The organism is Amycolatopsis sp. Poz14, assembly GCF_006704225.1.
In the GTDB taxonomy this organism is placed as follows: Bacteria; Actinomycetota; Actinomycetes; order Mycobacteriales; family Pseudonocardiaceae; genus Amycolatopsis; species Amycolatopsis nivea.
Map to the genome: position 1 here is coordinate 820,391 of NZ_JACLHD010000001.1, position 22,390 is coordinate 842,780.

The 22,390-nt window shown below is 67.7% G+C and carries 24 protein-coding genes; 15 read left to right on the top strand and 9 right to left on the bottom strand.

Annotated features, from left to right (window positions below):
• Window position 1: 1 nt before the first annotated feature.
• Window positions 2-583 carry a DUF3558 domain-containing protein gene (locus tag FKO37_RS04120; protein WP_238603759.1) on the bottom strand — a complete coding sequence of 194 codons (582 nt, stop codon included), beginning with the start codon at window positions 581-583 and terminating at the stop codon, window positions 2-4.
• A gap of 27 nt (window positions 584-610) precedes the next feature.
• Window positions 611-1,372, bottom strand: a complete 762-nt coding sequence (locus FKO37_RS04125) for a hypothetical protein (RefSeq protein ID WP_238603760.1) — start codon at window positions 1,370-1,372, stop codon at window positions 611-613.
• A 117-nt stretch (window positions 1,373-1,489) separates the two neighbouring features.
• On the opposite strand from FKO37_RS04125, the gene FKO37_RS04130 reads away from it, so the two are divergent.
• Together FKO37_RS04130 and FKO37_RS04135 are read left to right on the top strand one after the other, a co-directional pair.
• Window positions 1,490-3,793: a hypothetical protein gene (locus FKO37_RS04130; protein WP_037808961.1), complete on the top strand. Its 2,304-nt coding sequence runs from the start codon at window positions 1,490-1,492 to the stop codon at window positions 3,791-3,793.
• A gap of 17 nt (window positions 3,794-3,810) precedes the next feature.
• Window positions 3,811-4,266: an SRPBCC family protein gene (locus tag FKO37_RS04135; RefSeq protein WP_037808960.1), complete on the top strand. Its 456-nt coding sequence runs from the start codon at window positions 3,811-3,813 to the stop codon at window positions 4,264-4,266.
• A gap of 3 nt (window positions 4,267-4,269) precedes the next feature.
• Here the strand turns inward: FKO37_RS04135 and FKO37_RS04140 are convergent, their stop codons facing one another.
• A complete protein-coding gene (locus tag FKO37_RS04140; protein ID WP_043831743.1) occupies window positions 4,270-4,842 on the bottom strand; it encodes a hypothetical protein in 573 nt (190 codons plus the stop codon).
• Between the two features lie 169 nt (window positions 4,843-5,011).
• On the opposite strand from FKO37_RS04140, the gene FKO37_RS04145 reads away from it, so the two are divergent.
• The 3 genes from FKO37_RS04145 to FKO37_RS04155 are packed head-to-tail and all read left to right on the top strand — an operon-like array spanning window position 5,012 to window position 9,038.
• The gene (locus tag FKO37_RS04145; protein ID WP_134727766.1) at window positions 5,012-6,841 is read left to right on the top strand and encodes a thioredoxin-like domain-containing protein; all 1,830 of its coding nucleotides are present in this window, start codon (window positions 5,012-5,014) and stop codon (window positions 6,839-6,841) included.
• A gap of 1 nt (window position 6,842) precedes the next feature.
• Complete coding sequence (locus FKO37_RS04150) at window positions 6,843-7,175, top strand: co-chaperone GroES (protein ID WP_037808959.1); 333 nt, start codon at window positions 6,843-6,845, stop codon at window positions 7,173-7,175.
• A gap of 24 nt (window positions 7,176-7,199) precedes the next feature.
• A complete protein-coding gene (locus FKO37_RS04155; protein ID WP_238603761.1) occupies window positions 7,200-9,038 on the top strand; it encodes a VanW family protein in 1,839 nt (612 codons plus the stop codon).
• Here FKO37_RS04155 and FKO37_RS04160 read toward each other — a convergent pair.
• Complete coding sequence (locus FKO37_RS04160) at window positions 9,028-9,369, bottom strand: MmcQ/YjbR family DNA-binding protein (protein ID WP_374204189.1); 342 nt, start codon at window positions 9,367-9,369, stop codon at window positions 9,028-9,030. The two genes, FKO37_RS04155 and FKO37_RS04160, sit on opposite strands and share 11 nt — an antisense overlap.
• Window positions 9,370-9,452: 83 nt before the next feature.
• Window positions 9,453-11,141, bottom strand: a complete 1,689-nt coding sequence (locus FKO37_RS04165) for a bifunctional UDP-sugar hydrolase/5'-nucleotidase (protein WP_238603762.1) — start codon at window positions 11,139-11,141, stop codon at window positions 9,453-9,455.
• 104 nt (window positions 11,142-11,245) lie between these two features.
• On the opposite strand from FKO37_RS04165, the gene FKO37_RS04170 reads away from it, so the two are divergent.
• Together FKO37_RS04170 and FKO37_RS04175 are read left to right on the top strand one after the other, a co-directional pair.
• Window positions 11,246-11,437 (top strand): hypothetical protein, encoded by a 192-nt coding sequence (locus FKO37_RS04170; protein WP_238603763.1) that lies wholly within the window; start codon window positions 11,246-11,248, stop codon window positions 11,435-11,437.
• 103 nt (window positions 11,438-11,540) lie between these two features.
• Window positions 11,541-12,182, top strand: a complete 642-nt coding sequence (locus FKO37_RS04175; protein WP_238603764.1) for a VanZ family protein — start codon at window positions 11,541-11,543, stop codon at window positions 12,180-12,182.
• A gap of 183 nt (window positions 12,183-12,365) precedes the next feature.
• Here the strand turns inward: FKO37_RS04175 and FKO37_RS04180 are convergent, their stop codons facing one another.
• Complete coding sequence (locus FKO37_RS04180) at window positions 12,366-13,004, bottom strand: class I SAM-dependent methyltransferase (RefSeq protein WP_238603765.1); 639 nt, start codon at window positions 13,002-13,004, stop codon at window positions 12,366-12,368.
• 29 nt (window positions 13,005-13,033) lie between these two features.
• On the opposite strand from FKO37_RS04180, the gene mug reads away from it, so the two are divergent.
• From mug to FKO37_RS04200, 4 genes are all read left to right on the top strand, one after another.
• Window positions 13,034-13,612: a G/U mismatch-specific DNA glycosylase gene (mug, locus tag FKO37_RS04185; protein WP_238603766.1), complete on the top strand. Its 579-nt coding sequence runs from the start codon at window positions 13,034-13,036 to the stop codon at window positions 13,610-13,612.
• A gap of 246 nt (window positions 13,613-13,858) precedes the next feature.
• Window positions 13,859-14,647 (top strand): response regulator transcription factor, encoded by a 789-nt coding sequence (locus FKO37_RS04190; protein ID WP_051728643.1) that lies wholly within the window; start codon window positions 13,859-13,861, stop codon window positions 14,645-14,647.
• 159 nt (window positions 14,648-14,806) lie between these two features.
• The gene (locus FKO37_RS04195) at window positions 14,807-16,651 is read left to right on the top strand and encodes an acyl-CoA dehydrogenase (RefSeq protein WP_134727712.1); all 1,845 of its coding nucleotides are present in this window, start codon (window positions 14,807-14,809) and stop codon (window positions 16,649-16,651) included.
• A gap of 158 nt (window positions 16,652-16,809) precedes the next feature.
• A complete protein-coding gene (locus tag FKO37_RS04200) occupies window positions 16,810-17,085 on the top strand; it encodes a GlsB/YeaQ/YmgE family stress response membrane protein (RefSeq protein WP_037808945.1) in 276 nt (91 codons plus the stop codon).
• 1 nt (window position 17,086) lies between these two features.
• Here FKO37_RS04200 and FKO37_RS04205 read toward each other — a convergent pair whose 3' ends face one another.
• Both FKO37_RS04205 and FKO37_RS04210 read right to left on the bottom strand, forming a co-directional pair.
• Window positions 17,087-17,617, bottom strand: coding sequence for a GNAT family N-acetyltransferase (locus FKO37_RS04205; RefSeq protein WP_238603768.1), 531 nt, complete (start codon window positions 17,615-17,617; stop codon window positions 17,087-17,089).
• A 12-nt stretch (window positions 17,618-17,629) separates the two neighbouring features.
• Entirely contained in the window at window positions 17,630-18,007 is a 378-nt protein-coding gene (locus FKO37_RS04210) for a nitroreductase family deazaflavin-dependent oxidoreductase (protein ID WP_037808940.1), read from the bottom strand.
• A 114-nt stretch (window positions 18,008-18,121) separates the two neighbouring features.
• Between FKO37_RS04210 and FKO37_RS04215 the strand changes: the two genes are divergently transcribed.
• The 4 genes from FKO37_RS04215 (at window position 18,122) to FKO37_RS04230 (ending at window position 21,462) form a co-directional block, all read left to right on the top strand.
• Entirely contained in the window at window positions 18,122-18,790 is a 669-nt protein-coding gene (locus FKO37_RS04215) for a hypothetical protein (protein ID WP_199817328.1), read from the top strand.
• Window positions 18,791-18,792: 2 nt separating this feature from the next.
• The gene (locus tag FKO37_RS04220; protein WP_238603769.1) at window positions 18,793-19,443 is read left to right on the top strand and encodes a hypothetical protein; all 651 of its coding nucleotides are present in this window, start codon (window positions 18,793-18,795) and stop codon (window positions 19,441-19,443) included.
• A gap of 128 nt (window positions 19,444-19,571) precedes the next feature.
• The gene (locus tag FKO37_RS04225) at window positions 19,572-20,954 is read left to right on the top strand and encodes an amino acid permease (protein WP_238603770.1); all 1,383 of its coding nucleotides are present in this window, start codon (window positions 19,572-19,574) and stop codon (window positions 20,952-20,954) included.
• A 40-nt stretch (window positions 20,955-20,994) separates the two neighbouring features.
• Entirely contained in the window at window positions 20,995-21,462 is a 468-nt protein-coding gene (locus FKO37_RS04230; RefSeq protein ID WP_238603771.1) for a hypothetical protein, read from the top strand.
• A 414-nt stretch (window positions 21,463-21,876) separates the two neighbouring features.
• Here the strand turns inward: FKO37_RS04230 and FKO37_RS04235 are convergent, their stop codons facing one another.
• Window positions 21,877-22,182: a hypothetical protein gene (locus tag FKO37_RS04235; RefSeq protein ID WP_238603772.1), complete on the bottom strand. Its 306-nt coding sequence runs from the start codon at window positions 22,180-22,182 to the stop codon at window positions 21,877-21,879.
• Between the last annotated feature and the right edge of the window lie 208 nt (window positions 22,183-22,390).

Sequence of the window (22,390 nt, forward strand, 5' to 3'; positions counted from 1 at the left end):
GTCATTGACCCTTCAGATGCGTGATGGCGGCAGAGGCGATCTTGGTCGCCATGCCGCAGGAATCGCTGTAAACGGGACTATCGTGGCGAAGCTGAGCGATAACCGTGTACGTCACGTCGTCTCGGATGCCGACCGCGAGGTTGCAGGACCCCTCGGTTTCTCCGCCGTTGGCATAGACCACGGCGGGGTAGCCCAAGATCGGTGGCTGCGGTTTGAAAGTGGTGAGGCCGCCCCGGGAGTTCTGGATGTAGAGGGCGTTGACGCCTTGCTTGTTCGCGGTCACCACGCCGGCGCTGACGTTCCCGCCGCTGTTTTCGAAGATCCAGACGCAGGTGTTGCCGAGATTCGAGGTGTTGGTCCGGGAGTTCTTGACTTTGCTGGCGGCGCTTTCGACGGTGGCGGTGCTGACCGCGGAGCACGGATCGGTCTCGACTCCAGCGGTGTTGCTGATCGGCTGGTCGACCTTGGGAGCGAGATTCGCCGAGGAAGCGGGAGCGGTATCTGAAGGCGACGACGGTGCCGCGGTGCCGTTAGTCGGCCCGCCGCACGCTGTGATCGACGCGAGGGCGCCTGCGGTGATCATCGCTGCCAGGGAATTGCGGGGGCGCATTTAGTCAACCTTTCCAGCAGCACGGAGCTGGTCCTTGGCGTTCTGGTCGTTGTTCTGGTAAGCGGTGCGGATCTGCTTCAAGGTGTCCACATACGCTTGGATGTACTTGACCGCCCCGGTCAGAAAGTTGCTGTACGCCACTCCTGACTTGTTCGCCACGTCGGCATAGCCTTGACTTCCGACTTCTGCTCCTGGCGGGATGATCTGCGTCAGCATGCTGGCTTTTTCACTGGCGATCTGATGGTCGCCATCAAGGCTGTCTTCCAGGCTCTTGATGACCTCGTCGATCGCGGCCGGGTCGAATTCCCAGCCCTGGTTGCCGGACGCGGCGGCGAAGTCGGCCGAGGCCTGTTTCTTGCCCAGCGCCTCGTAGTCCGGCGGCGGAGGCGGCGGCGCGGCCGCGTTGGCTCCCGGGATAAACCCTGATCCGGGCGGAGGAGCGGTCGGGGCTGTCGAGATGATCTGGTTCTGGACGCCCTGCAGTCCGCTGTTCGTTCCGTCTGGCATGTCGTGCCTCCCCGCACGGGCCGCGGTTTCCTGGGTGCGGCCTACCCTCTGTTTCTGGTCAGCTTCGGGAAGTGACTCTAGCAGGCACGAACCGCTCAGGAAGGGGGTTCGGGCAAGATCGACCGATGCGGGCACCCGCTTGCCGAATAGGACCTCGACCTGGGCAATCAGCCTGAGGGGCAGGAAAGAGCCCTCTCCCTGGCGGATGAGCCCGACAGAGTGGACCACACCGCAGTGGATCAATTCAGTAGTCATCCGCAAGCAGTCAGTGACCGCCAAGAAGGACGACCGGGCACTACTCCGCCCGGCCCCTTGCCCATCCGCCGTTGATCCGATTCCCTGAGGGCCGACGATCGTGGGGAGAAGGGGCTCGTGCCGACCGATACGACCTTGCCGCCGCTTGATCCGTTTGCCGGGGTTCCCGACAAGCGGTACGAGGTGAAGGCCGCGGACCTGCTGAAACCTGGCAGCAGCGGCATCCTTCGCTGGAGACGGCAGGCCACCAACGCGCCGATCGTGCTGGTCGAGGACGCCTACATCACCGGCACACTCGATCTTCGCGCCGCCGATCTCAATTTTCTCTTCCAATTCGAACGCTGCCGGTTCGAGCATCCGCCGGACGTGCGGGAGGCGACGCTTCTCGGGCTCGTTTTCCGGAAATGCTGGCTTCCCGGGCTACGCGCGCGTAATTTGCGCAGCCGGAATGATGTGCGGCTCATTCGCAGCACCGTGGAAATCGCGGCGGACGAATTCGAGGTGGAGACGACCACCGTGCAGCGCGGGGACGATCGCGAGCGCGGGATGCCCAATGCCGCGGTCAATCTCACCGACGCGGTGATCGACGGGTCGGTCGTGCTCACCCGGACCACGATCAGCCATCCGCACGGCAAGGCGATCCAGGGCGACCGCCTGGTGATTACCGGGGCCCTGCTGGCTTATCGCATGGTCGCCAAGGGCGAGGTTCGGCTGCCGGGCATGCGGACCGGCGGTAACGTGAACTTTTCCGGGGCGACGTTCGACAATCCGGACGGCTTCGCGTTCAACGGGAACGGGCTGCATATTGGCGGCAGTCTGCTGTGCGAGGTCGACAATTACGGTCCGGCGAGTGAGCGGAAAAGGTTCTCCGCCAAGGGAGTCCTCTATCTGCCGAGCGCCACTGTGGACAGTGACATCGTCCTGCGCGAGGCGCGGCTTGAGGTCGACCAACGAGGCCCGATCGTGATGGACGCGTGGAAGTCCGGGGATCCGTACCTCGATCCGCGGCCGGCGTTGGTCGCGGATCGGCTGAAGGTCGACGGAAATCTCGAGTTGTCCGACGGGCTCCGGGCATTTGGCACCCTGAGGATGGTCAACGCGCGCATCGGCGGGTCATTGAGGCTCGCGGGCGCGGAGATCACCATGGTGCGCGGCCGTGCGACGCCGTACTACGACCGCGCGCTCCACCTCGACGGGTCCACCATCGGCGGCGACATCGAGGCGACCAATCTCCGCGTGCCGATCGGGCAGTTGCGGCTCGCGGACATCACGGTCGGCGGCAACTTCCTCGCCTGGAATTCGATGTTCCTGCACCCGGGACGAGATGCGTTTTCCGCGCGCAGGGCCAAAATCTCCGGGAATTTCCAGCTGACGGACGCCACCGTGAAGGGCACACTGCGGCTCCAGGGCGCGGAAGTCGGCGGCAGCGTGAATATGTTCGGCACGTTGCTCACCGAGCCAGGGCAACGGAAATCGAGCAGTTTCTCCCTCGACATCCGTACCGCGCGGATCGGCCGCGACCTGGTGCTCACCGAGGACAAAGACCGCCCGTTCCTCGCTGAGGGCGGCGTGAACCTCGACGGCGCGCAGATCGCGCGAAGGCTCGACATGAACGGTGCGAAGCTCGGATCTCTTGCCCCGCACGACATCGCGCTCGACGCCAGCGACGTCACCGCGGACGAGTTCATCCTCTCTCCCGCCGAGCCGCCGACCGGTTCGGTGCGGTTGCGCAGGGCGCATTGCGGTGCGCTCGCCGACAACGAGGAGATCTGGAACGCCACCGACGGTCTCGAACTCGATGATTTCCGTTACGACGCCTTGAAACACGGCATCGCCCTCGATGACGACAAAGCGCTGGACCACCGGATCGAGTTGCTGCGCAAGGCAATGCGCGGCTACCGACCAGGCCCCTACGACCAGCTCGCCGCGACCCTGCGCGCGGCCGGAAACGAAGAGCACGCCTCGACGGTCGCCCTGCGAAAGCAGCAGTTCCGCTACGAAGCGCTCGCCAAGGGCTTCAAGTTCTTCGGACCCGGCGTCCGCGCGTGGAGCTGGCTGCAACGGTCGATGGTCGGCTACGGCTTCCGCCCGGTGCGCGCGCTCGGCTGGCTGTTCACGCTGCTGGTCCTCGGCAGCCTGTGGTTCGGCCTCGGCAAGGACGACTGCGTCAATGACCACACCGGCCGCTACATGACCAGCGGCCCGCGCTGCCTGGTCAACCAGCAGGACTCCGGCCTGCAGTGGAACCCGGTCATCTACACCGCCGACCTGCTGGTGCCGATCGTCGACTTCGGCAACAAGTCGCGCTGGTACATGCACGGCGCGGACAACTGGGTGGCGGCCGGGTTCACCGCGTCCGGCTGGATCCTCGCGACGACGGTCGCGGCGGGCGTCAGCCGGATGCTGCGTCGGGAGTCCTGATCGCATACTCTGGGTATGTGAGTCCTGATGCGACGGGTCAGATCGAGGTCAGCGCCGCTCCGGCGAAGGTGTACGCGCTGGTCAGCGACCCGGGCGCGCTCGCGGGGGCGGCCACCGAGTACTGCGGGCACCGCTGGCTCGGCGGCGCGACCAGCCCGGCCGTCGGCGCGAAATTCCGCGGCAGCAACCGGCGCGGGGTGCGCCGGTGGTCCACGACGGTCGTCATCACGGCCGCGGACGCGGGACGCCGGTTCGCCTTCGACGTCAAGCTCGGGCCGATCCCGGTCTCCCGCTGGGAGTACGTGATCGAACCCGCCGGCGACGGCTGCGTTGTCACCGAGAGCATGTGGGACCAGCGGCCCGGCTGGTTCACGCCGTTGACCGTGGTGGCCACCGGGGTCAAGGACCGTTCGGTGACCAACCGCGTCAACATCGAGGAGACGCTCGCGCGGCTCAAGAGCGCGGTCGAGTAGCGCTCACTCCACGAACCGGGACCAGAACTCCACGACCTTGACGTTCGCGGGTTCCTCCCCCAGCGGCTCCCCGCCGAACTCGTGCCGCAGGTAACTGCGCAGGTCCCAGCCGTAATAGACCACGTCGGTCTGGTACACCGAGAGCACCGGATACCCGGATTCCCCTGCCGTCGCGGGCAGATACCGATGCCCGCACACTGGCACGAGCTGCGGCACCGTCGCCAGGTGCCGTCGCGCGACCGCCAGCGCGTTGCACATCGACCGCGGCCGGGCGCCCCATTCGGGCAGCCACAGGTCGTTGTTCTCCACGTCGTACAGGACGCCGTCGACCGGCCAGTCCAGGCGTTTGCGCAGCTGGTCCGGGTCGCCGTGGCGCCAATCGGGCCAGCGGTCGCCCACTGGCACCCCGGCGGTGAGGAAAATCCGGTGGTCGTCGGAAAAGGTGAACCCGAACTGGTCCTCGACGTCGCTCAGTTCGGCGGGCGTGAGGCCAGGCCGCAAGGGCTCGCCGAGATTCTGCTGCAGGATGCGGGCCTCCTCCACGGTGAAGGCTTCGGCCGGCTGAACGTGTGTCATGCCCGAAGCGTACGTAGCGCCGGCCCGCGTCCGCGCGCCCTTTTTCGCCGGAATGAGCTCCCTCGCCGGGGTGAGGTTCTTCTCTCCAGCCGTGGTTGACGGAACACTGAGTGACCGGATGTAGTTCACTCCTCCCGTGACTTCCTCACCGCAAGCCCGGCAAGCCCGCGTGCGCGCGCCCGAGCTGACCGGCGACGTCTGGCTCAACACCGGCGGCCACCGGCTGACTCTGGCGCAACTGCGCGGACGCGTAGTGCTGCTGGACTTCTGGACCAGCGGCTGCATCAACTGCCTGCACGTACTGGACGAACTCCGTCCGCTGGAACAGGAATTCGCCGACGTCCTGGTCACCGTCGGGGTGCACTCGCCGAAGTTCAGCCGCGAGGGCGAGCGCACGTCGATCGAGGCCGCGGTGCGCCGGTACGAGGTGCACCATCCGGTGGTCAACGACCCGAAGATGGAGCTGTGGTCGCAGTACGCCGTACGGGCCTGGCCGACGCTGGTCGTCGTCGACCCCGAGGGCTACGTCGTGCACGTCGCGGCGGGCGAAGGCCACGGCGAGGCGCTACGCCGCGTGATCGCCGACCTCGTCGCCAAGCACGAGGCGAAGGGCACGCTCCGGCGCGGCGGCAGCCCGTACGTGCCGGTCGAGGAGCAGCGCACGGAACTGCGTTTCCCCAGCAAGGCCGTGGTCACCGCAGGCGGGCGGATTCTGGTCGCGGACACCGGACATCACTCCATCGTCGAGTTCGCTTCGGACGGCGAGACCGTCATCCGCCGCTTCGGCAGCGGCGTGCGCGGGACGCAGGACGGGCCGTTCGACCTGGCCCAGTTCGCCGAACCGTCCGGAATCGCCTTGCTGCCCAACGAAGTCGCCGAGCGCGCCGGGTACCACGCGATCGTCGCCGACACCGCCGGACACCGCCTACGCGGCCTCGACCTCAACACCGGCGAGGTGAAAACCGTTGCCGGAACCGGGAAACAGTGGCGCGACGGCACCGACACCGGCAAGGCGCTGGACATCGACCTCACCAGCCCGTGGGACGTCACGTGGTGGGCCCCGGCGGGCGGCGTGGTCGTCGCGATGGCCGGCAACCACACGCTGAGCGTCTTCGACCCGGTCTCCGGCGCCATCCGCCGGTTCGCCGGCACCACCGTCGAGGGCCTGCGCGACGGCGATGTGCACGAGGCGTTCTTCGCGCAGACGTCCGGATTCGCCGTGGACGGCCAGAAACTGTGGCTCGTCGACGCGGAAACCTCGGCCCTGCGCTGGATCGAACCGGCGGGCGAGTCGTTCGCCGTGCACACCGCGGTCGGCACGGACCTGTTCACCTTCGGCCACGCCGACGGCCCGTCCGACCAGGCGCTGCTGCAGCATCCGCTCGGCCTCGCCGTGCTGCCCGACGGCCGGGTCGCGATCGCCGACACCTACAACGGCGCGATCCGCCGCTACGACCCGTTCACCCGCGACGTCACGACGCTCGCGACCGGGTTCGCCGAACCGCAGGGCCTGGTGCGCCACGACGGCGAGCTGTACGTCGTGGAGTCGGCGGGCAACCGGGTTACCCCGCTCGGGGGCAATGGCCAGGCGACCGCTGTCGCCGGCACGCGGCAAGCCGTGCGCCGACCGCCGACCGTGCTCGCACCCGGCGAGATCGAGTTCTCCGTCGTCTTCGCCCCGCCGCCGGGCGAGAAGCTGGACGAGCGTTACGGGCCTTCGACGCGGCTGGAGATCACCGCGTCGCCGCCGGAACTGCTCGCCGACGGGGCCGGGGTCGGAACTGATCTCGTTCGGCGGATCAAGTTCGCCGAAGGCGCGACCGAAGGTGTCTTGCAGGTAGTGGCGCAGGCCGCGAGCTGCGACGACGGCGGCGAGCACCCGGCGTGCCGGATCACCCGGCAGGACTGGGGCGTTCCGGTGCGGTTCGAGAACGGAGGGGGGAAGTCGCTGAGCCTGATGATGGCGGGCGAGCCCAAGGCTCCGGCAACCGGTCAGTAGCATGGCTGGCGTGCCGGACACGCCCAAGCTCGAGATCCAGATGCTGCACGACCGCGTCCTCGTGCGGTTGTCGCAGGAGGAAGGCGAGCGCCGCAGCAGCGGCGGCATCGTGATTCCCGCCACCGCGCAAGTCGCGCGCAGGCTGGTGTGGGGTGATGTACTGGGTGTCGGCAACAGCGTGCGGAACGTCAAGCAGGGAGACCGGGTTCTGTTCAACCCGGAGGACCAGCTCGAGGTCGAGATCCAGGGCGAAGGCCATCTGGTGATGCGCGAGCGCGACATCCACGCGGTGGCCACGGAGCGGACCGAACACGGCACGGGGCTTTACCTGTAGCTCCCGTACCAGGGGAGGCAGGCGTTGCGTGAAGAAGACCGTTCGTCGGCTTTCGCCGACGACCCGCTGAGCGACGAACTGCTGAACGACCCCGCCCTGGTCAGCGAAGCCGATCTGGCCACGGAGATCTTCGCGGTCGCCGACGCGCCCCCGCCGCCGGACACGCCGTTCCGCCGGTTCCGCAAACGCGTCGGCCGCACGTTCATGATCGTCGGCTGTCTGCTCGGATTGTTCGTGCTGCTCTACACCGTCGACCTGATGACCAGCGCCGGCGACGTGCCGCGCGGCGTGCAGGTGGTCGGGATCGACGTCGGCGGCCTGTCCTATGCCGAGGCGGAAGCCAAGCTGCACACCGAACTCCAGCCCCGGCTGACCCGTCCGGTGGCGGTGCACGCCGGGGACGTCACCGGGACGCTCGTTCCCGCGGATTCCGGGCTCGGCCTCGACTGGCCGGGCACGCTCGCCCAGGCCGGGCACCAGCCGTGGAGCCCGCTCACCCGGCTGCTGTCGTTCTTCACCACCCGCGAGGTGGGCGTCGTGACGCGCAGCGACCAGCTCGAGGTGACCGACGCGGTCCAGCAGCTCGCCGGCAAGCAGCTCAACCATCCGCTGGTCGAGGGCAGCATCGGGTTCACGCCGAAGGAAAACAACGGGGTCACCGCGTATGCGGTCGAGCCGCGCCAGGGCCAGGAGCTGTCCGACGTCCCGGCCGCGGTGCAAGCCGTGGTCGCGGACTGGCTTTCGCCGCGCGGGGTCACGGTGAAGATGGCGGTGACCCCGCCCCAAACCACCTCCGCTGACGTGCACCGGTTGCTGGACACCGTGGTCGCGCCCGCGGTCGCCGCGCCGGTCGTGCTGCACGGCGAGGGCAAGGACAGCACGCTGGAGCCGTCCGCGATCGCGTCGTCGTTCCAGTTCCAGCCCAACGGGGGCGGCGGTCTCGAACTGCGGATCGACCAGGAGAAGCTGCGCGCGGCCGTCCAGCCGGACCTGGCGTCCACCGAGGCGAAGAGCAAGGACGCGCAGATCACCCTCGACTCCGGCGTCCCGGCCGTCACCCCGTCCGAGGACGGCCGAAAGATCAACTGGGCCAACACTTTCAAGACCCTCACCGCGGTGCTCGCCAAGCCGGCCGGCCGCGATCTGCCGGTCGCCTACGACCAGAAACACCCGACCCTGACCACCGACGGCGCGAACGCGCTGGGAGTCAAGGAGGTCATCGGCGAGTACACCACCGGCGGGCTCAGCGGTCCGGCCGCGGACAACGTCGCCACGCTCGCCGGACGCATCAACGGCGTCCTCGTGAAGCCGGGAGAGTCGTTCAGCCTCAACGACTATCGCGGCGGCGGGTACGCCTCCGCGCCGGTCGACGAGGACGGCACCGGGCCGTCGGTGACCGGCGGCGGGCTGTCGCAGCTTTCGTCCACTTTGTACAACGCGGCTTACCTGGCCGGGCTCGGCGACGGCGGCCACGCGGCGCACGACCACTTCATCGACCGCTACCCAGCGGGTCGCGACGCGGCGGCTGTGGACAGTTCCGGCAATGCCGTGGACCTCAAGCTGGCCAACAACGATCCGACCGGTTTCGTGATCCAGGCGAGCGCAAGCGGCGGTTCGGTGACGGTGAAGATCTGGGGCACCAAGCACTTCCGCGTCGAAGGCCGCAGCGGCGCGCCGTCGAACCAGGTGCCGCCGCCGGTGCAGTTGGGACCTGGTCCGGACGGTCAGTGCCACGCGTCGCCGGGCGCGTCCGGGTTCACCGTCAGCGACACCCGGGTGTTCTACGACCTGGCCAGCGGCGGCGAGGTCCGCGAGGAAAGCCGCAGCACGACGTACTCGCCGCAGCCGATCGTCATTTGCTGAGCCGCGCCGGGGCTTTCGACCGCCAGGACTCGGTGAGCAGCTCGCGCAGCTGCTGTGGGTCGACGCGGTCGAGGTGCACGAGGATCGAGCCGTGCCCGTCGTAGTGCGGCGTGGTGAAGAAGGCCGGATCGCCGGACGCGAGCAACGCGGCCTTCTCGTCGAGCCCGACGAACAGCACCAGCCCGCCCTCGGCCTCGGTGCGCAGCCGTGCGTAACCCTTGCCCGCCACCTTGAGCGCGGGCGTGCGGTACCAGGTCGCGACCTCGGTTTCCGGCAGCTCCTCCTGCGCCCACGCGGTCACGTCGTCCCAGGTCATCGTCATGCCCACCATCGTGGCCCGGCAGCGGCGAGTTGTCTTGGAGAAACGAGAGGAGCCCCCGCCCGGGTGGGCGAGGGCTCCTGGAGTGCCGCGGGTTACGGAGTCGCGGTGATCCGGTCCGCGGGCGGCGGAGCGATGCCCGGGTGCGCGCCGAGGTAGGCGATGAACGCGTCCAGGTCCACCGGCCCGCCCGCGAGGTCCGTGCCCTTGGTGAACTCGGTGAACCCGTCCCCGCCCGCGGCGAGGAAGTTGTTCACCGACACCCGGTACTTGGCTGCCGGGTCGACCGGCGTGCCGTTGACCGTGATGTTCGAGACCCGCGAGCCGACCGGAGCGGCCGCCGAATACGTGTAGTGCAGCGACTTCGAGATCTGCAGGATCTTGGTGCCGCCGGACTGGCCCCACTGCTGTTCCAGCACGTTCTTCAGGTTCGCGCCGGTGAGCGTGATCGTCTGCATGATGTTCGAGAACGGCTGCACGGTGAACGCCTCGCCGTAGGTGACGACGCCGTCGCCTTCGCCTGCCGACGACGACTTGTACGTCAGGTCGGCGCGGATGCCGCCCGGGTTCGTCATCGCGATCACGGCGTTGTTGGACTTGGTGCCTTCGAGCTGGGCGTCGGCGATCACGTCGCCGAGCGGCGATTCGCCGGACGGCCCGCCCGCCGCGGGCAGGTCCGCGGTGATGGTGCCGACCTGCTTGTTCGCGATCGGCGCGGCCTTCGTCTTGGCCTCGTCGACGAGCTTCGTCACGGCCGGGTCCGGCGTGACGTCGCGGGTGACGATCTCGTTGTGCGCCTTGGTCTGCGACCGGACCACGTCGCGCGTGCGGCGGTCGATCTTCAGGTCGACGACCGACAGCAGCCGACCGAACGACGCGCCCTGGATCACCGGACGCGGCTGGCCCGCCGGGTCGTTGATGACGCAGTTGTACTGCTGGTGGCTGTGCGCGGTGAAGATCGCGTCGACCTTCGGCGTCACGTTCTTCGCGATGGCCGAGGCGTCGCCGTCCGGCTGCACCTTGCAGTCGTTCGGGCCCGCGCCCGGCAGCGCCTCGTCGCCCTGGTGCAGCAGCACGACCTGGGCTTTCACACCGAGCCGGTCGAGGATGTTCGCGGTGCGGTTGATCGCCTCGACCTCGTCGCCGAACTTGAGGCCCTTGATGGCTTCCGGCGTCACGACCGACGGCAGGTCCTTGAGCGTCGCGCCGATGACGCCGACCGGGACGCCGCCGGAGTACTGGATGCTGAACGGCAGCAGCGCGGGCAGCCCGTTGTCGAAGTACACATTGGACCCGAGCAGCGGGAAGCGCGCGCCGTCGTAGGTCTTGCGGAACTGGCAGCCGTCGGTCTTGTTGCAGCCGCCGAACTGCATGCGCAGCAGTTCCTGGTAGCCCTCGTCGAACTCGTGGTTGCCCACCACGGACGCCTTCACGCCGAGTTCGTTGAGGAAGTCCATGGTCGGTTCGTCGTGGAACAGCGCCGAGATCACCGGCGACGCGCCGATGTTGTCGCCCGAGGACAGCACCATCGAATTGCGCACCTGCGCCTCGAGCTGCTTGACGTGCGTCGAGAGGTAGGCCGCGCCGCCCGCGTCCACCTTGCTCCCGTCCGGGAGCGTGATCTTCCCGCTCGACCCGGACGGCGGTTCGAGGTTCCCATGCAGGTCGTTGAACGCGATGATCCGGACGTCGGCGGTCTGCGCGGCCTCGGCGGGCGCGCTCGTGACGGCCACGGTGGCCAGTGCGGCCGCGGCGGTGGCCGCGAGCCGGGTGAAGAGCTTCATGTTTCCTCCGGTGTTCGCGCCCGCCTGACCCCTGATGCGGACGCCCGGCGAAGCAGTCTGCCCAAATCGGACGGTCCTGACCAGGGCGGAACGGCCGGTACCGGGTGAAAGTTTCGGTAACGTTCGCCCGCGCCGCGCCGATCAGTGCGTTGGGTGCCGAGGGGGACAAAATGGAACTGCAGCTCGTCGTGCTGACGCTCGCCGTTGTGCTCTTGCTGATCGCCGGCACCGTCTTCGCGGCCTGGCGCTCGGAGCGCGTGGACCAGGAGGACGAACCGCCTTCGGGCGAGCGCTGACCGATCGGTCGGCGCGCACTCGGCCATCTGGCCGATCCGTGGTCCAGACCCTCCGGCTCTTCGACCGAAGTGCCGCGGCGGCAAGATCAATAGCGTTCTCGGTATGACGAACGCACAGGTCACCGCCCTGCAGTACGGGTTCATCGGGTTCCTCGCGGTATGGGCGACGATCCTGGTCCCGCAGCTCGTGCTCCAGTTCGCGCGCCACGGCCGCCCGCGGTTGCGCGGCCTGGCGACCACAGCGGCGGTCGTGTTCTACGCGTGCATGGCGCTGGCGGTCGTCTTCCTGCCGCTGCCCGGCCCGCACAGCAGGCGGATCGAGCAGACGGTGCAGCTGGAGCCGTTCCAGTGGATCGCGGACATCCACACCGAGCTGGTGAAACACGGTCTGTCGGCAGCGGACTGGTTCACCACGCAGACATTCCAGCAAGCCGCGATGAACGTGCTGTTGTTCGTCCCGCTCGGCTTCTTCGCCCGGGTGCTGTGGCGCCGCGGCCTGGTCGGCGCGCTGGCGATCGGTTTCGCGGCCTCACTGGCCGTCGAGATCACCCAGCTCACGGCGAACTTCGGGACCGCGCCGTTCGTCTACCGGATTTTCGACGTCGACGACCTCATGACCAACACCTTCGGCTCCGGTCTCGGCTGGCTGGCCGGCGCGCTGCTGCTCGCGCTCCGGCCGATCTCTTCAACCCTCCGCGTGGAGCCTGCCCGGAGCGAGCGGATCGACCTCGCCGAGACGCGCTAACCGGGCTCGTCTCGCGATCGCGGCTTGGCGTGCGGCGCGGCGGTCTTCCAGGATCACGATCAACGAGGCGATGGCGATGATCAGTGCTACCAGGCCGAGCACTAGCCACAGTTGCATGTGCTCTCCTCATCGACGCCGTTGTGCGAGAGATCACACAGGCTACCGAGCCCGGCGCCGGGTTGGCTACCCCGCGTTCGAAGGTCGTGCGGAGAACCAATCCCGCTCAGCGGTGACCCAGCGCCCGAACTTCAGCCCGGCTTGTCCGAGCGCTGGTTCGAGAGGGAAGTTTTCGCAGGTGAAAGGCTGTTTCCAGGTTCGGTCGCCGAGGGAGTACGCGACGGTGGCGGAGAGCCGGTCGCCGTCGCGGCGGACGTCTTCGAGGGCGATGCGCACGTCGCCCAGCTGCCCGCCCGAGCCGTCGGCGACCTGATCGAACCAGGCGGGCGGATGCCATTCGACCAGCAACTGCCCGTCCGGAGCCAGATGCCGCCGTGCCGCCGCCAGCAGCGCCTGCCGATCCGGCCCGTTGACCAGGTGGCTGCCGAGCACGACGACCGGGAACCGCCGGTCCAGCTGAAGCTCATCGATGCGCGCGCGGACGGTCTCCGCACCCGCGACGTGCGCGAGCATCTCCGCCGATTCGTCGACCGCGACCACCGGATGTCCGAGCGAGAGCAGCGGATGCGTCACGCGGCCTGTTCCACAGCCGAGCTCAAGCACCGCGGCACCCGCCGGGATCGCGCCGTGAATCACCTCCGGCTCGCCAGCGGCGGGCAGCTCCAGATACAGGTCGACCGGGCAGCCGTCAGGCGTCACGCTCATGCCGTCCAGCTTGCCGGGAAACTGGACCCATGCCCGCCAAACCCACCAAGGCCGAACAAGCCGCCGCGCACGGGACCACCATCCCGGACGTCCTGGCCCCGAACCTGAACGTGCTGTTCTGCGGCATCAACCCCGGCCTCTACTCCGGCGCGCTCGGCCTGCACTTCGCCCGTCCCGGCAACCGCTTCTGGCCCGCGCTGCACGCCAGCGGGTTCACCCCGCGCCTGCTGGACCCGAGCGAACAGGACGAACTCCTCGCTCTCGGTCTCGGCATCACCAACGTCGTGGCCCGGACCACCGCTCGCGCCGACGAGCTGACCGACGACGAACTCCGCGAGGGCGGGCAGATCCTGACCGAGAAGGTCGAGAGGTACCGTCCGCGCTGGCTGGCTGTGGTGGGAATCACCGCCTACCGCGTCGCGTTCGGCGATCGGCGCGCCGCGGTCGGGCCGCAAGACCGGACAATCGGGACAACGTGGGTGTGGTTGCTGCCCAACCCGAGCGGTCTGAACGCCCATTGGACCCCGAAAACGCTCGCCGGGGAGTTCGGCCGGCTGCGCGCACAGGCGGTCATCGGAGATTCACCCGAGCAGGTAAACCCTCAGTAGAGCTAACCCAGTCGGGCGGACCCTCGCTGCGCCGTTCCCCCGCATTTCCCGGCCGATTTTCTACTCAGAGTTTGCCGCGACCAGCCGTTACGGCCATGAGGGGGAAACCGCGTCACAAGCTGCTCTCGGCGGAGTCGAACCAGGGACAAGGTGTCGTTCCCGGCCGGTTCCGGCAGGGGGGACCGGCGGGCACGCCGAGGGGGCGTGCCGGTCACCGGGAGCGACCGAGATGGACGGAGGCCCGAGATGCGTGGCATCGAGCCCCACCGAACGCCCATGTCGGCCGGTCAGCCAGCCGGCGGTCGAAGCCTGGGAGTCGCGGTCGTCGACCCGATCCCGATTTTCCGCGAGGGCATCGCGGCGATGGTGCACCGCACGCTGGGCCTGCACTGGTCCGGCCAGGCGGCGAGCCACCACGCGGCGATGCAGTTGTGCGAGCAGGTCCGCCCGGACGTCGTGATCCTCGACTCCGCGCTGGACCCCAACTGCCATCTCGCGAAGCTGCTCAACGCGGGCGACCCGGCACTCGTGCTGGTCACCCTCGTGCGCGACACGAACCGCACCCAGCAGTACCTCGCCGCCGCCATCGGGGCGGGCGCGCACGCCATCGTTCCGCGTGCGGTCGATTCCCGGCGGCTCGCCGAGGCGGTCCGGCGCGCGCACCACGACCGGCGCTACATCGACCCGGCGCTGTCCGCGCTCACCGCGCGGCCCAAGCGCGAGCCGTCGCCAAGAGCCGCTCCGGTCGACGGGCACCTCGTGCAGCCCAAGGGCGCCATGCCGTTGTCCCGGCGCGAGTACCAGGTTTTGCAGCTCGTCGCCGAAGGGCTGGAGAACTCGGGGATCGCGAAGCTGCTCTTCCTGTCCGTGGAAACCGTGCGGACCCACGTGAAGAGCATTCTGCGCAAGCTTTCCGCCCGCGACCGGACACACGCGGTGACCATCGCGTTCCGCAGCGGCATCCTGGTCCCCCAGCTCGACGACAGCGCCGGGCCGCCGGCCGTGCAGGAGGCCGTGGCGCGCGGCACGCGGTGAGCCCGGGCCCCTGGTCGACCTGTCATTCCGAGCGAATATCCACCCCCTGGAAGGGCGGATTCGCTTGCTCTGGTTACTGGTAGGTAATATCCTGATGTTACCGGCGAGTAAGGGAGCCAGTGCCCGGCCGGAAAGCCGAACACGACACGGAGTGACGACATGGGCCACTACAAGAGCAACGTCCGAGACCTGGAGTTCAACCTCTTCGAGGTACTCGGCGTGCAGGAACGGCTCGGGAAGGGCGTGCTCGCCGAATCGGACGAGGAGACCGCCCGCGGCGTGCTGTCGGAGCTGAACAACCTCGCCACCGGCCCGCTCGCCGAGTCCTACGCCGACGCGGACCGCAACCCGCCGGTGTACGACCCCAAGACGTTCAGCGTGACGATCCCCGACTCGTTCAAAAAGAGCTACAAGGCGCTCGTCGACGGCGAATGGTGGCGGCTCGGCCTCACCAACGAGCTGGGCGGCTTTGGCCTGCCCCCGACGGTGCAGTGGGCCGCGGCCGAGCTGATTCTCGGCGCGAACGCCCCGCTGTTCATGTACCTGGCGGGTCCGAACTTCGCCATGATCGTGGACAAGAACGGCACCGAAGAGCAGAAGCACTGGGCTCAGCTGATGATCGACCGCGGCTGGGGAGCCACCATGGTGCTCACCGAGCCGGACGCCGGTTCGGACGTCGGCGCCGGCCGCACCAAGGCGGTCAAGCAGGAGGACGGCTCCTGGCACATCGACGGCGTGAAGCGGTTCATCACCTCGGCCGAGAACGACATGGTCGAGAACATCATGCACCTGGTGCTGGCCCGTCCCGAGGGTCCCGGCATCGAGACCAAGCCGGGCACCAAGGGCCTGTCGCTGTTCCTGGTCCCGAAGTTCCACTTCGACTCCAAGACCGGCGAGCTGGGTGAGCGCAACGGCGCCTTCGTCACCAACATCGAGCACAAGATGGGCATCAAGGTGTCCACCACGTGCGAGCTGACCTTCGGCCAGCACGGCACCCCGGCGAAGGGCTGGCTGCTCGGCGAGGTGCACGACGGCATCGCGCAGATGTTCCAGGTCATCGAGTACGCCCGGATGATGGTCGGCACCAAGGCGATCGCCACGCTGTCCACCGGTTACCTGAACGCGCTCGAGTACGCCAAGGAGCGCGTGCAGGGCGCTGACCTGCCGAACATGCTGAACAAGGCCGCGCCGCGCGTCACGATCACGCACCACCCCGACGTGCGTCGTTCGCTGATGCTGCAGAAGGCGTACGCCGAGGGCCTGCGCGCGATCTACCTGTACACCGCGTCGTTCCAGGACCAGCTGTGGACCGGCGAGGGCGACGAGGCCGCGCTGAAGCTGGCGCACGGCGTCAACGACCTGCTGCTGCCGATCGTCAAGGGCGTCGGCTCCGAGCGCGCCACCGAGCAGCTCGTGCAGTCGCTGCAGACGCTGGGCGGTTCCGGCTTCCTCCAGGACTACCCGATCGAGCAGTACATCCGCGACGCGAAGATCGACTCGCTGTACGAGGGCACCACGGCGATCCAGTCGCTGGACTTCTTCTTCCGCAAGATCGTCCGCGACAAGGGCCAGGCGCTCGCGTTCGTCGCGGGCGAGATCACCAAGTTCATCGAGTCCGAGGCGGGCAACGGCCGGCTCAAGAACGAGCGCGCGCTGCTCAAGCAGGCGCTCGAGGACACCCAGGGCATGCTGGGCTCGCTGATCGGCTACCTGACCTCGTCGCAGGAAGACCCGCAGAACATCAACAAGGTCGGCCAGCACACCGTGCGGCTGCTGATGTCGGTCGGCGACCTGCTGGTCGGCTGGAAGCTGCTGCAGGGTGCCGAGGTCGCGCTGGCCAAGCTCGACAACGGCGCGTCGGCCAAGGACAAGCCGTTCTACGAGGGCAAGCTGGCGGTGGCGTCGTTCTTCGCGAAGAGCGTGCTGCCGGAGCTGACTTCGCGCCGCGCCATCGTGGAGGCCGCGGACAACGCGCTCATGGAGATCGACGAAGCCGCGTTCTGATCGCACTGGCTGGAAAAATGCCCCGCTCCGCACCCGGACCGGGGCATTTTTCGTGCTTCCGGTGGCGGTGGCCCCATGCGGGCGGTAAGCCGGGTTTGAACCCACGGGTTCCGGGCTAAACCGGTCGGGCCCGGTCCTCTCGGCAGAAGGAGTTCGGCATGGCGGTTTCCGGCATCATCAGCGCGGTCGTGATCGGCCTGATCCTCGGCCTGCTCGGCAAGCTGGTCGCACCTGGCAAACAATCCATCCCGATCTGGTTGACGATCATCGTCGGCATCGTGGCCGCGTTCGTCGGCACCGCGATCGCGCGCGGCATCGGCTACGCGGACACCAAGGGCATCGACTGGCTGGAAATCATCACCCAGGTCGTGCTCGCCGCGATCGGCGTGACGCTCGCCGCGAGCCTGTGGGGCAAGCGGCAGGTCAAGAGCTAGCTCAGTCGTTCAGTTCCGGCTCGAGCAGGCTCATCAGATACATGTCGTGGTACCGGCCGTCGGGCCCGCGATGGCATTCGCGGTGCCTGCCGTCCTCCACGAACCCGACCTTGCGGTAGACGTGCCGGGCGCGCTCGTTCTCGGCGACGACCCAGAGCGCGATCAGGTGCAGCCGCATCACGTTGAACCCGTAGCGGCACATGAGTTTCAACGCCTCGGTGCCGTACCCGCCGTCCCAGTGGTCGGTCTCGCCGATGTAGATGTCCAGCTCGGCGCGGCCGACCTCTGGGCTGGCGTCGCGCAGGTCGACGACGCCGATCAGCTTGCCCGACTCGATCGATTCGATGCCGAGCACGACGTTCTCGTACGTGTTCACCGGGCGGTCCTCGCCCCGTTTGCGCAACTGCGCGAGGGAACGCGGGTAATCGGCGGTCATGTACCGGCCGATCTCGGGGTCGTGGATCCAGCGGTAGATCGATTCGGCGTCCGAAGGTTCGATCGCCCGCAGCCGGACCAGCTTCCCCGTGAGCATCCGCGCTCCCCCTCATTCTCGTTTCAGCACAAGGAAATCCGTGACGCCGACCAGTCCGAGGAACTGCCGCACCCCGGGCGGCATCGGCCGGCGCGATTCATCATGCACGAGTTCCGGATCGCGCACGCGGTATTTACGGCCGCGCGTGATCAGCTCCGCCTCGCCCGCGGCGCGGACGTTGCGGACCCAGTCCGCGTCCGGTCCGTAGGTGAGCGCGACGACGAATCCGTCGTCGGTGCGGAAGACGTTGAGCGGGGTGCGGAATTCGCGGCCGGACTTGCGGCCGCGGTGCACGATCACCCCGAATCCGGGCAGTTTGTCGGCGAAGGGTTTCGTGACCCGGTTGGTGACCACGCGGTTGAACCGGGCGAGACGTTCGGGCAGCACCATGCCGCCGAGCCTAATCCAACGTGCGTGGAATTTCCTGCCGGAGACGCGCTGTGCACCTGAGCGGGCGGGTCTGGTGGGATGGGCGCGCACGTGGACACGAGGTGGGGAGCGGGTATGTCCGAGGACTGGCCGATGGGGCAGGAACCGCATGCGGCGGTGCTCGTCGCGCGCGGGCTGATCGAGCATCCGGAGCAGCTCGATCATGTGCTGCTCGACGACGAGGAAGGCTGGTTCGTCAGCGACGGCACGGAGTTCGGCGAGGATCCGGAGCTGGACGAGGAACAGTTCGCCACGATGTGCCTGCACGACGTCGTGGAGCTGCTGCCGCAGCTGTCGGCGCTGGGGAAGCTGCCCGCAGGGATGGGCGCGGAGTGGGACGCCGGCAACGCGTCCTGGGTGCTGATTTCGCCGCTCGTGCCGAGCGATGACGACGAGGCCCGCGCGTACCGGGAGGCTCGCGCCGCGGCTTGGCCGCACGCCGGGTCGCCGATGGACGAGGTGAACCTCAGCCTGGGGTTGATGGAGATCAGCACCGCGCCGGACGCACCCGCGCGCGGCGTGCGGTACGTCAGCAGGGAAGAAGACGGCACGTGGATGTTCGTCGGCTTCGAGGTGCCGGATCCCGACGAGCAGACCGAGGTCGAGGTTGACACCCTGGAGCTCGGGCACGTGGCGCAGCTGTACCCGGAGGTGGTCGAACTGCTGGACGCGGAACCGGGCGAGGTGTTCTTCCGCGAGGCTCCGGATGCCGAGTGGCTGCACGTAATCGACGACGGGGAGTGAGCATGTGCGAGCAATGGCCGCTGCGACAGGACCCGGAATCCCCGGTGATCATCGCGCACGACCTGGTGGATCACCCGGAGAACCTGGCCTTTGTCGTCCTGGACGATGACGACGACTGGTTCATCAGCGACGGCGCCGAGTTCGAAGAGGACATGGAGGTCAACCGCCAGCTGTTCGGCGCGACGGCCCTGCGCGCGGCGGTGACCCTGTTGCCGCACCTGGTCGCGCTGGCCGACGTGCCGCCCGGGATGGCCGCGGACTGGGACCCGGACCGCCGTACCTGGCTGCTCAGCTCGGTGTCGGACTCCGACGACGTGGACGAGGATCTCGTGCACCAGGAGGCCCGGATCGCCGCCTGGACGCACCCCGGTTCGCCGCTGGAAGAAGTCCAGCTGAGCACCGGGTTGACCGAAATCGGCACGACCGCCGACGCGCCGGCGCGGGCAGTCCGCCAGGTCGTGCGCGAGCAGGACGGCACGTGGCTGTTCGTCGGCTTCGAGGTTCCTGAGGCGGAGGATTTCGAGGTGGAGGGCCTGGAACTGGAACACGTCGTGCAGCTGTACCCGGACGTCGTGCCGGCCTTGCTCGCCGCGCCGGGCCAGGTGTTCGACCGCGCGGAGCCGGGCGCGCCGTGGGAATTGGTGGAAGGCTGACGTCCTTTGTGGACTGTCTGAAATCGCAGACGCTTTCCGGGAGTCGTCGGTTGGGCGGTCCGGGCCGGATCAGTTCTACTGTGCCGACCCGCTCGCACGCGGGCCACTGATTTCGGGAGGTTCCGTCGATGACGACGAAGTCCGGGGACGGGTTGAGCCGCCGGTTGAACGGCAGGCACATCCGGTTCATCGCCCTAGGTTCGGCGATCGGCACCGGATTGTTCTACGGCTCCTCGGACACGATCGCCAAGGCCGGACCGTCGGTGCTGCTCGCGTACCTCATTGGCGGCGCGGCGATTTTCTTCGTGCTGCGCGCTTTGGGCGAAATGGCCGTCAACGATCCCGCGCCCGGTTCTTTCGGCGAATACGCACGGAAGCACCTGGGTCCCTTGGCTGGTTTCCTGACCGGCTGGACGTACGCGTTCGAGATGGTGATCGTCTGCGTCGCCGATGTCACGGCTTTGGCTGTGTACATGGGATTCTGGTTCCCCGATGTGCCGCGGTGGATCTGGGTGGTGCTGACGATCTTGGTCATCGCCGCCGCGAACCTGGTGAGCGTACGGGTTTACGGTGAACTGGAGTTCTGGTTCACGCTGGTCAAGGTAGTCGCCATCGTCGCGATGATCCTCGGCGGCGCGGCAATCCTGATCTTCGGCCTGGGTTCGAGTTCCGGCAGCGTCACCAACCTCTGGTCCCACGGCGGCTGGTTCCCCAATGGGGTAAGCGGTTTCATCGCTTCGTTCGCCTTGGTGATGTTCGCCTTCGGCGGCACGGAGATTTTGGGCCTCACCGCCGCCGAATCCGAAGACCCGCGTACGGCCATGCCGAAAGCGGTCAATACCGTCCCTGTCCGGGTTTTGCTTTTCTATGTGGCGACCCTGGCGATCATCATGATGCTGAACCCGTGGAACACGATCAGCACTTCGGGAAGCCCCTTCGTCCAAATCTTCGCCGGTCTGGGATTGCACTCCGCCGCAACGGTTTTGAACATCGTCGTGGTGACCGCGGCGTTGTCCGCGATCAACAGCGACATCTTCGGTGCCGGCCGAATGATCTATGGCCTGGCTCGACGTGGCCATGCCCCTGCTGTGATGGCGCGGGTTACGCGTAATGGCATCCCGTGGATGACCGTCCTGGTCGTTGCTGCTGCGCTGAGTTTGGCTGTTGTCTTGAATTACCTGTTGCCGGACAGTGCTTTCCTGCTGATCGCTTCGGTGGGCACCTTCGCGACGGTGTGGGTTTGGTTCATGATCCTGCTGACGCACTACCGTTCACGGCGCCGCTCGTCTGCCGCTGATCTGGAGTTCCCGGTGCCATTTTGGCCGGTGGGCCAGGTTTTGACGATGGTGTTCATGGTGTTCATCTTCGTGGTGATGGCGTTCGCCGAGGACACCCGCCTGGCACTGCTCGTCGGGGTGGTGTGGCTGGCGGTGTTGTGCGGGCTGTTTTGGTTCCACCGCAGGGCAACGCCGTCGGAGCCGAAGGAAGACGCGATGTCCGAGGCCGGATAACGCGACGGAATTGTCGGTGTGGTCTGGTTGAATCGAGTTCATGCCCGAGCAGGACCCGAAGCTCAGACTCGACCAGCCGGTGCTGCTTGTCGAAGGCGACAAGCAGCACCAGGCGTGGCTGCGCTGCTGGACCAACGCGTACGACAGGTCAGACGGTTACCGGCTCGAGTTGACGATGGGGCCGGAGACCGAACCCGTTGTCGCGACCGGCCCGGACGCGTTCGAGGCTCTCGTGCGGGTGCGCCGCCAAATCGAGCCCAGGGGCCTGCGCATCGCGGTCCAAGGCTCCAGGCTGGACACGTACCCCAGCGGCATGGCCCGCGACATGGGCGGTGGCTGGCGAATCTACGTTATGCGCCAAGGGCAAGGCGCTGGGTTCGCCGATCTCGTGGACACCTTTGACGAAGCACCAGTCGATCAACTGGCGACAGTCGAGGAACAGGAGGCTTACTGGGAGGCCTGGCTCAACCAGCGGGCTGCCCCGCCTAATGTCCATGATGGACTTTAGTTCCCTGCCGGGAGGCCTGGCACGCGGCGGTCCTGCCCCGCTCGTGAGTGATGTGGACGTGCAGGCTGCTTCACAGCTCGGACCTCAGTGCCGGACCACGAACTCCGGCAACGGGCGGACGCTGTCTGAAAACAAGAACCCCAGGTCTAAAGTGGACAACCACTGACCTGGGGTTTCTCTACGAGAGCGGATGACGGGAATAAAACCCGCGTATTTGCTGGGATGTTGCTGGCGCGAGGGTGGCCTTGGGCCTAACCCGCTCCTGTCCCTTCATCCCGATACGAAGCCAGCACGCGGCCGGTCTCGCCGGGGCAAGGCACGCTTTCCCGCCTTGACGCGGTGTCGCCGGCCGTTGTCACGATCCGGCTTCGGGGTGGAGGGGCCTGGCGACCTTCGTACGCAAAGCGCGCGGCTCTACCGCTCACCGAGCTTGCGGCCGAGGGCGTCCATAGAGTTGGCAAGGTCCGCGGCACCCCTGAGGGTGATGGAGTCTTCTTGCATGTACTTGAGCTGGTGGAAGACGGCCAACAGCGCCTCAGCGGTCGCTAGGCCGATCGGGTCGGCGATGCTCCTGCCCTGGTCGAGGGCTTCGCGTGCGGCTGTGGCGTGGGCTTCTGCGATGGCGCGGTCGGACGTTGGCATGAGGTCGACCTTGCCAGTGGGCCTGCTCGGCGTAACTAGGCCAATGAGCCGATCGTCGTCGGAGGTGGTGCGTTGCACGGTGGTGACTCGGCGGCGGGCCGCCCGGCGACCGGCGGCCGAAGCGGAGCGGCGGGCCGTCCGTGTCGCAGCCGGGCGAGCCCGCCGTGCGCTTGGTGACCCTGCGCGCCGCCGCTGGCGGCGCCTTGATCCCATATAGTCAAGTTCGGCAGTAGACGAAGGACTGCGAAGAGACTGGGAGGTTGGACGGTGATCAGGCGACACCGAG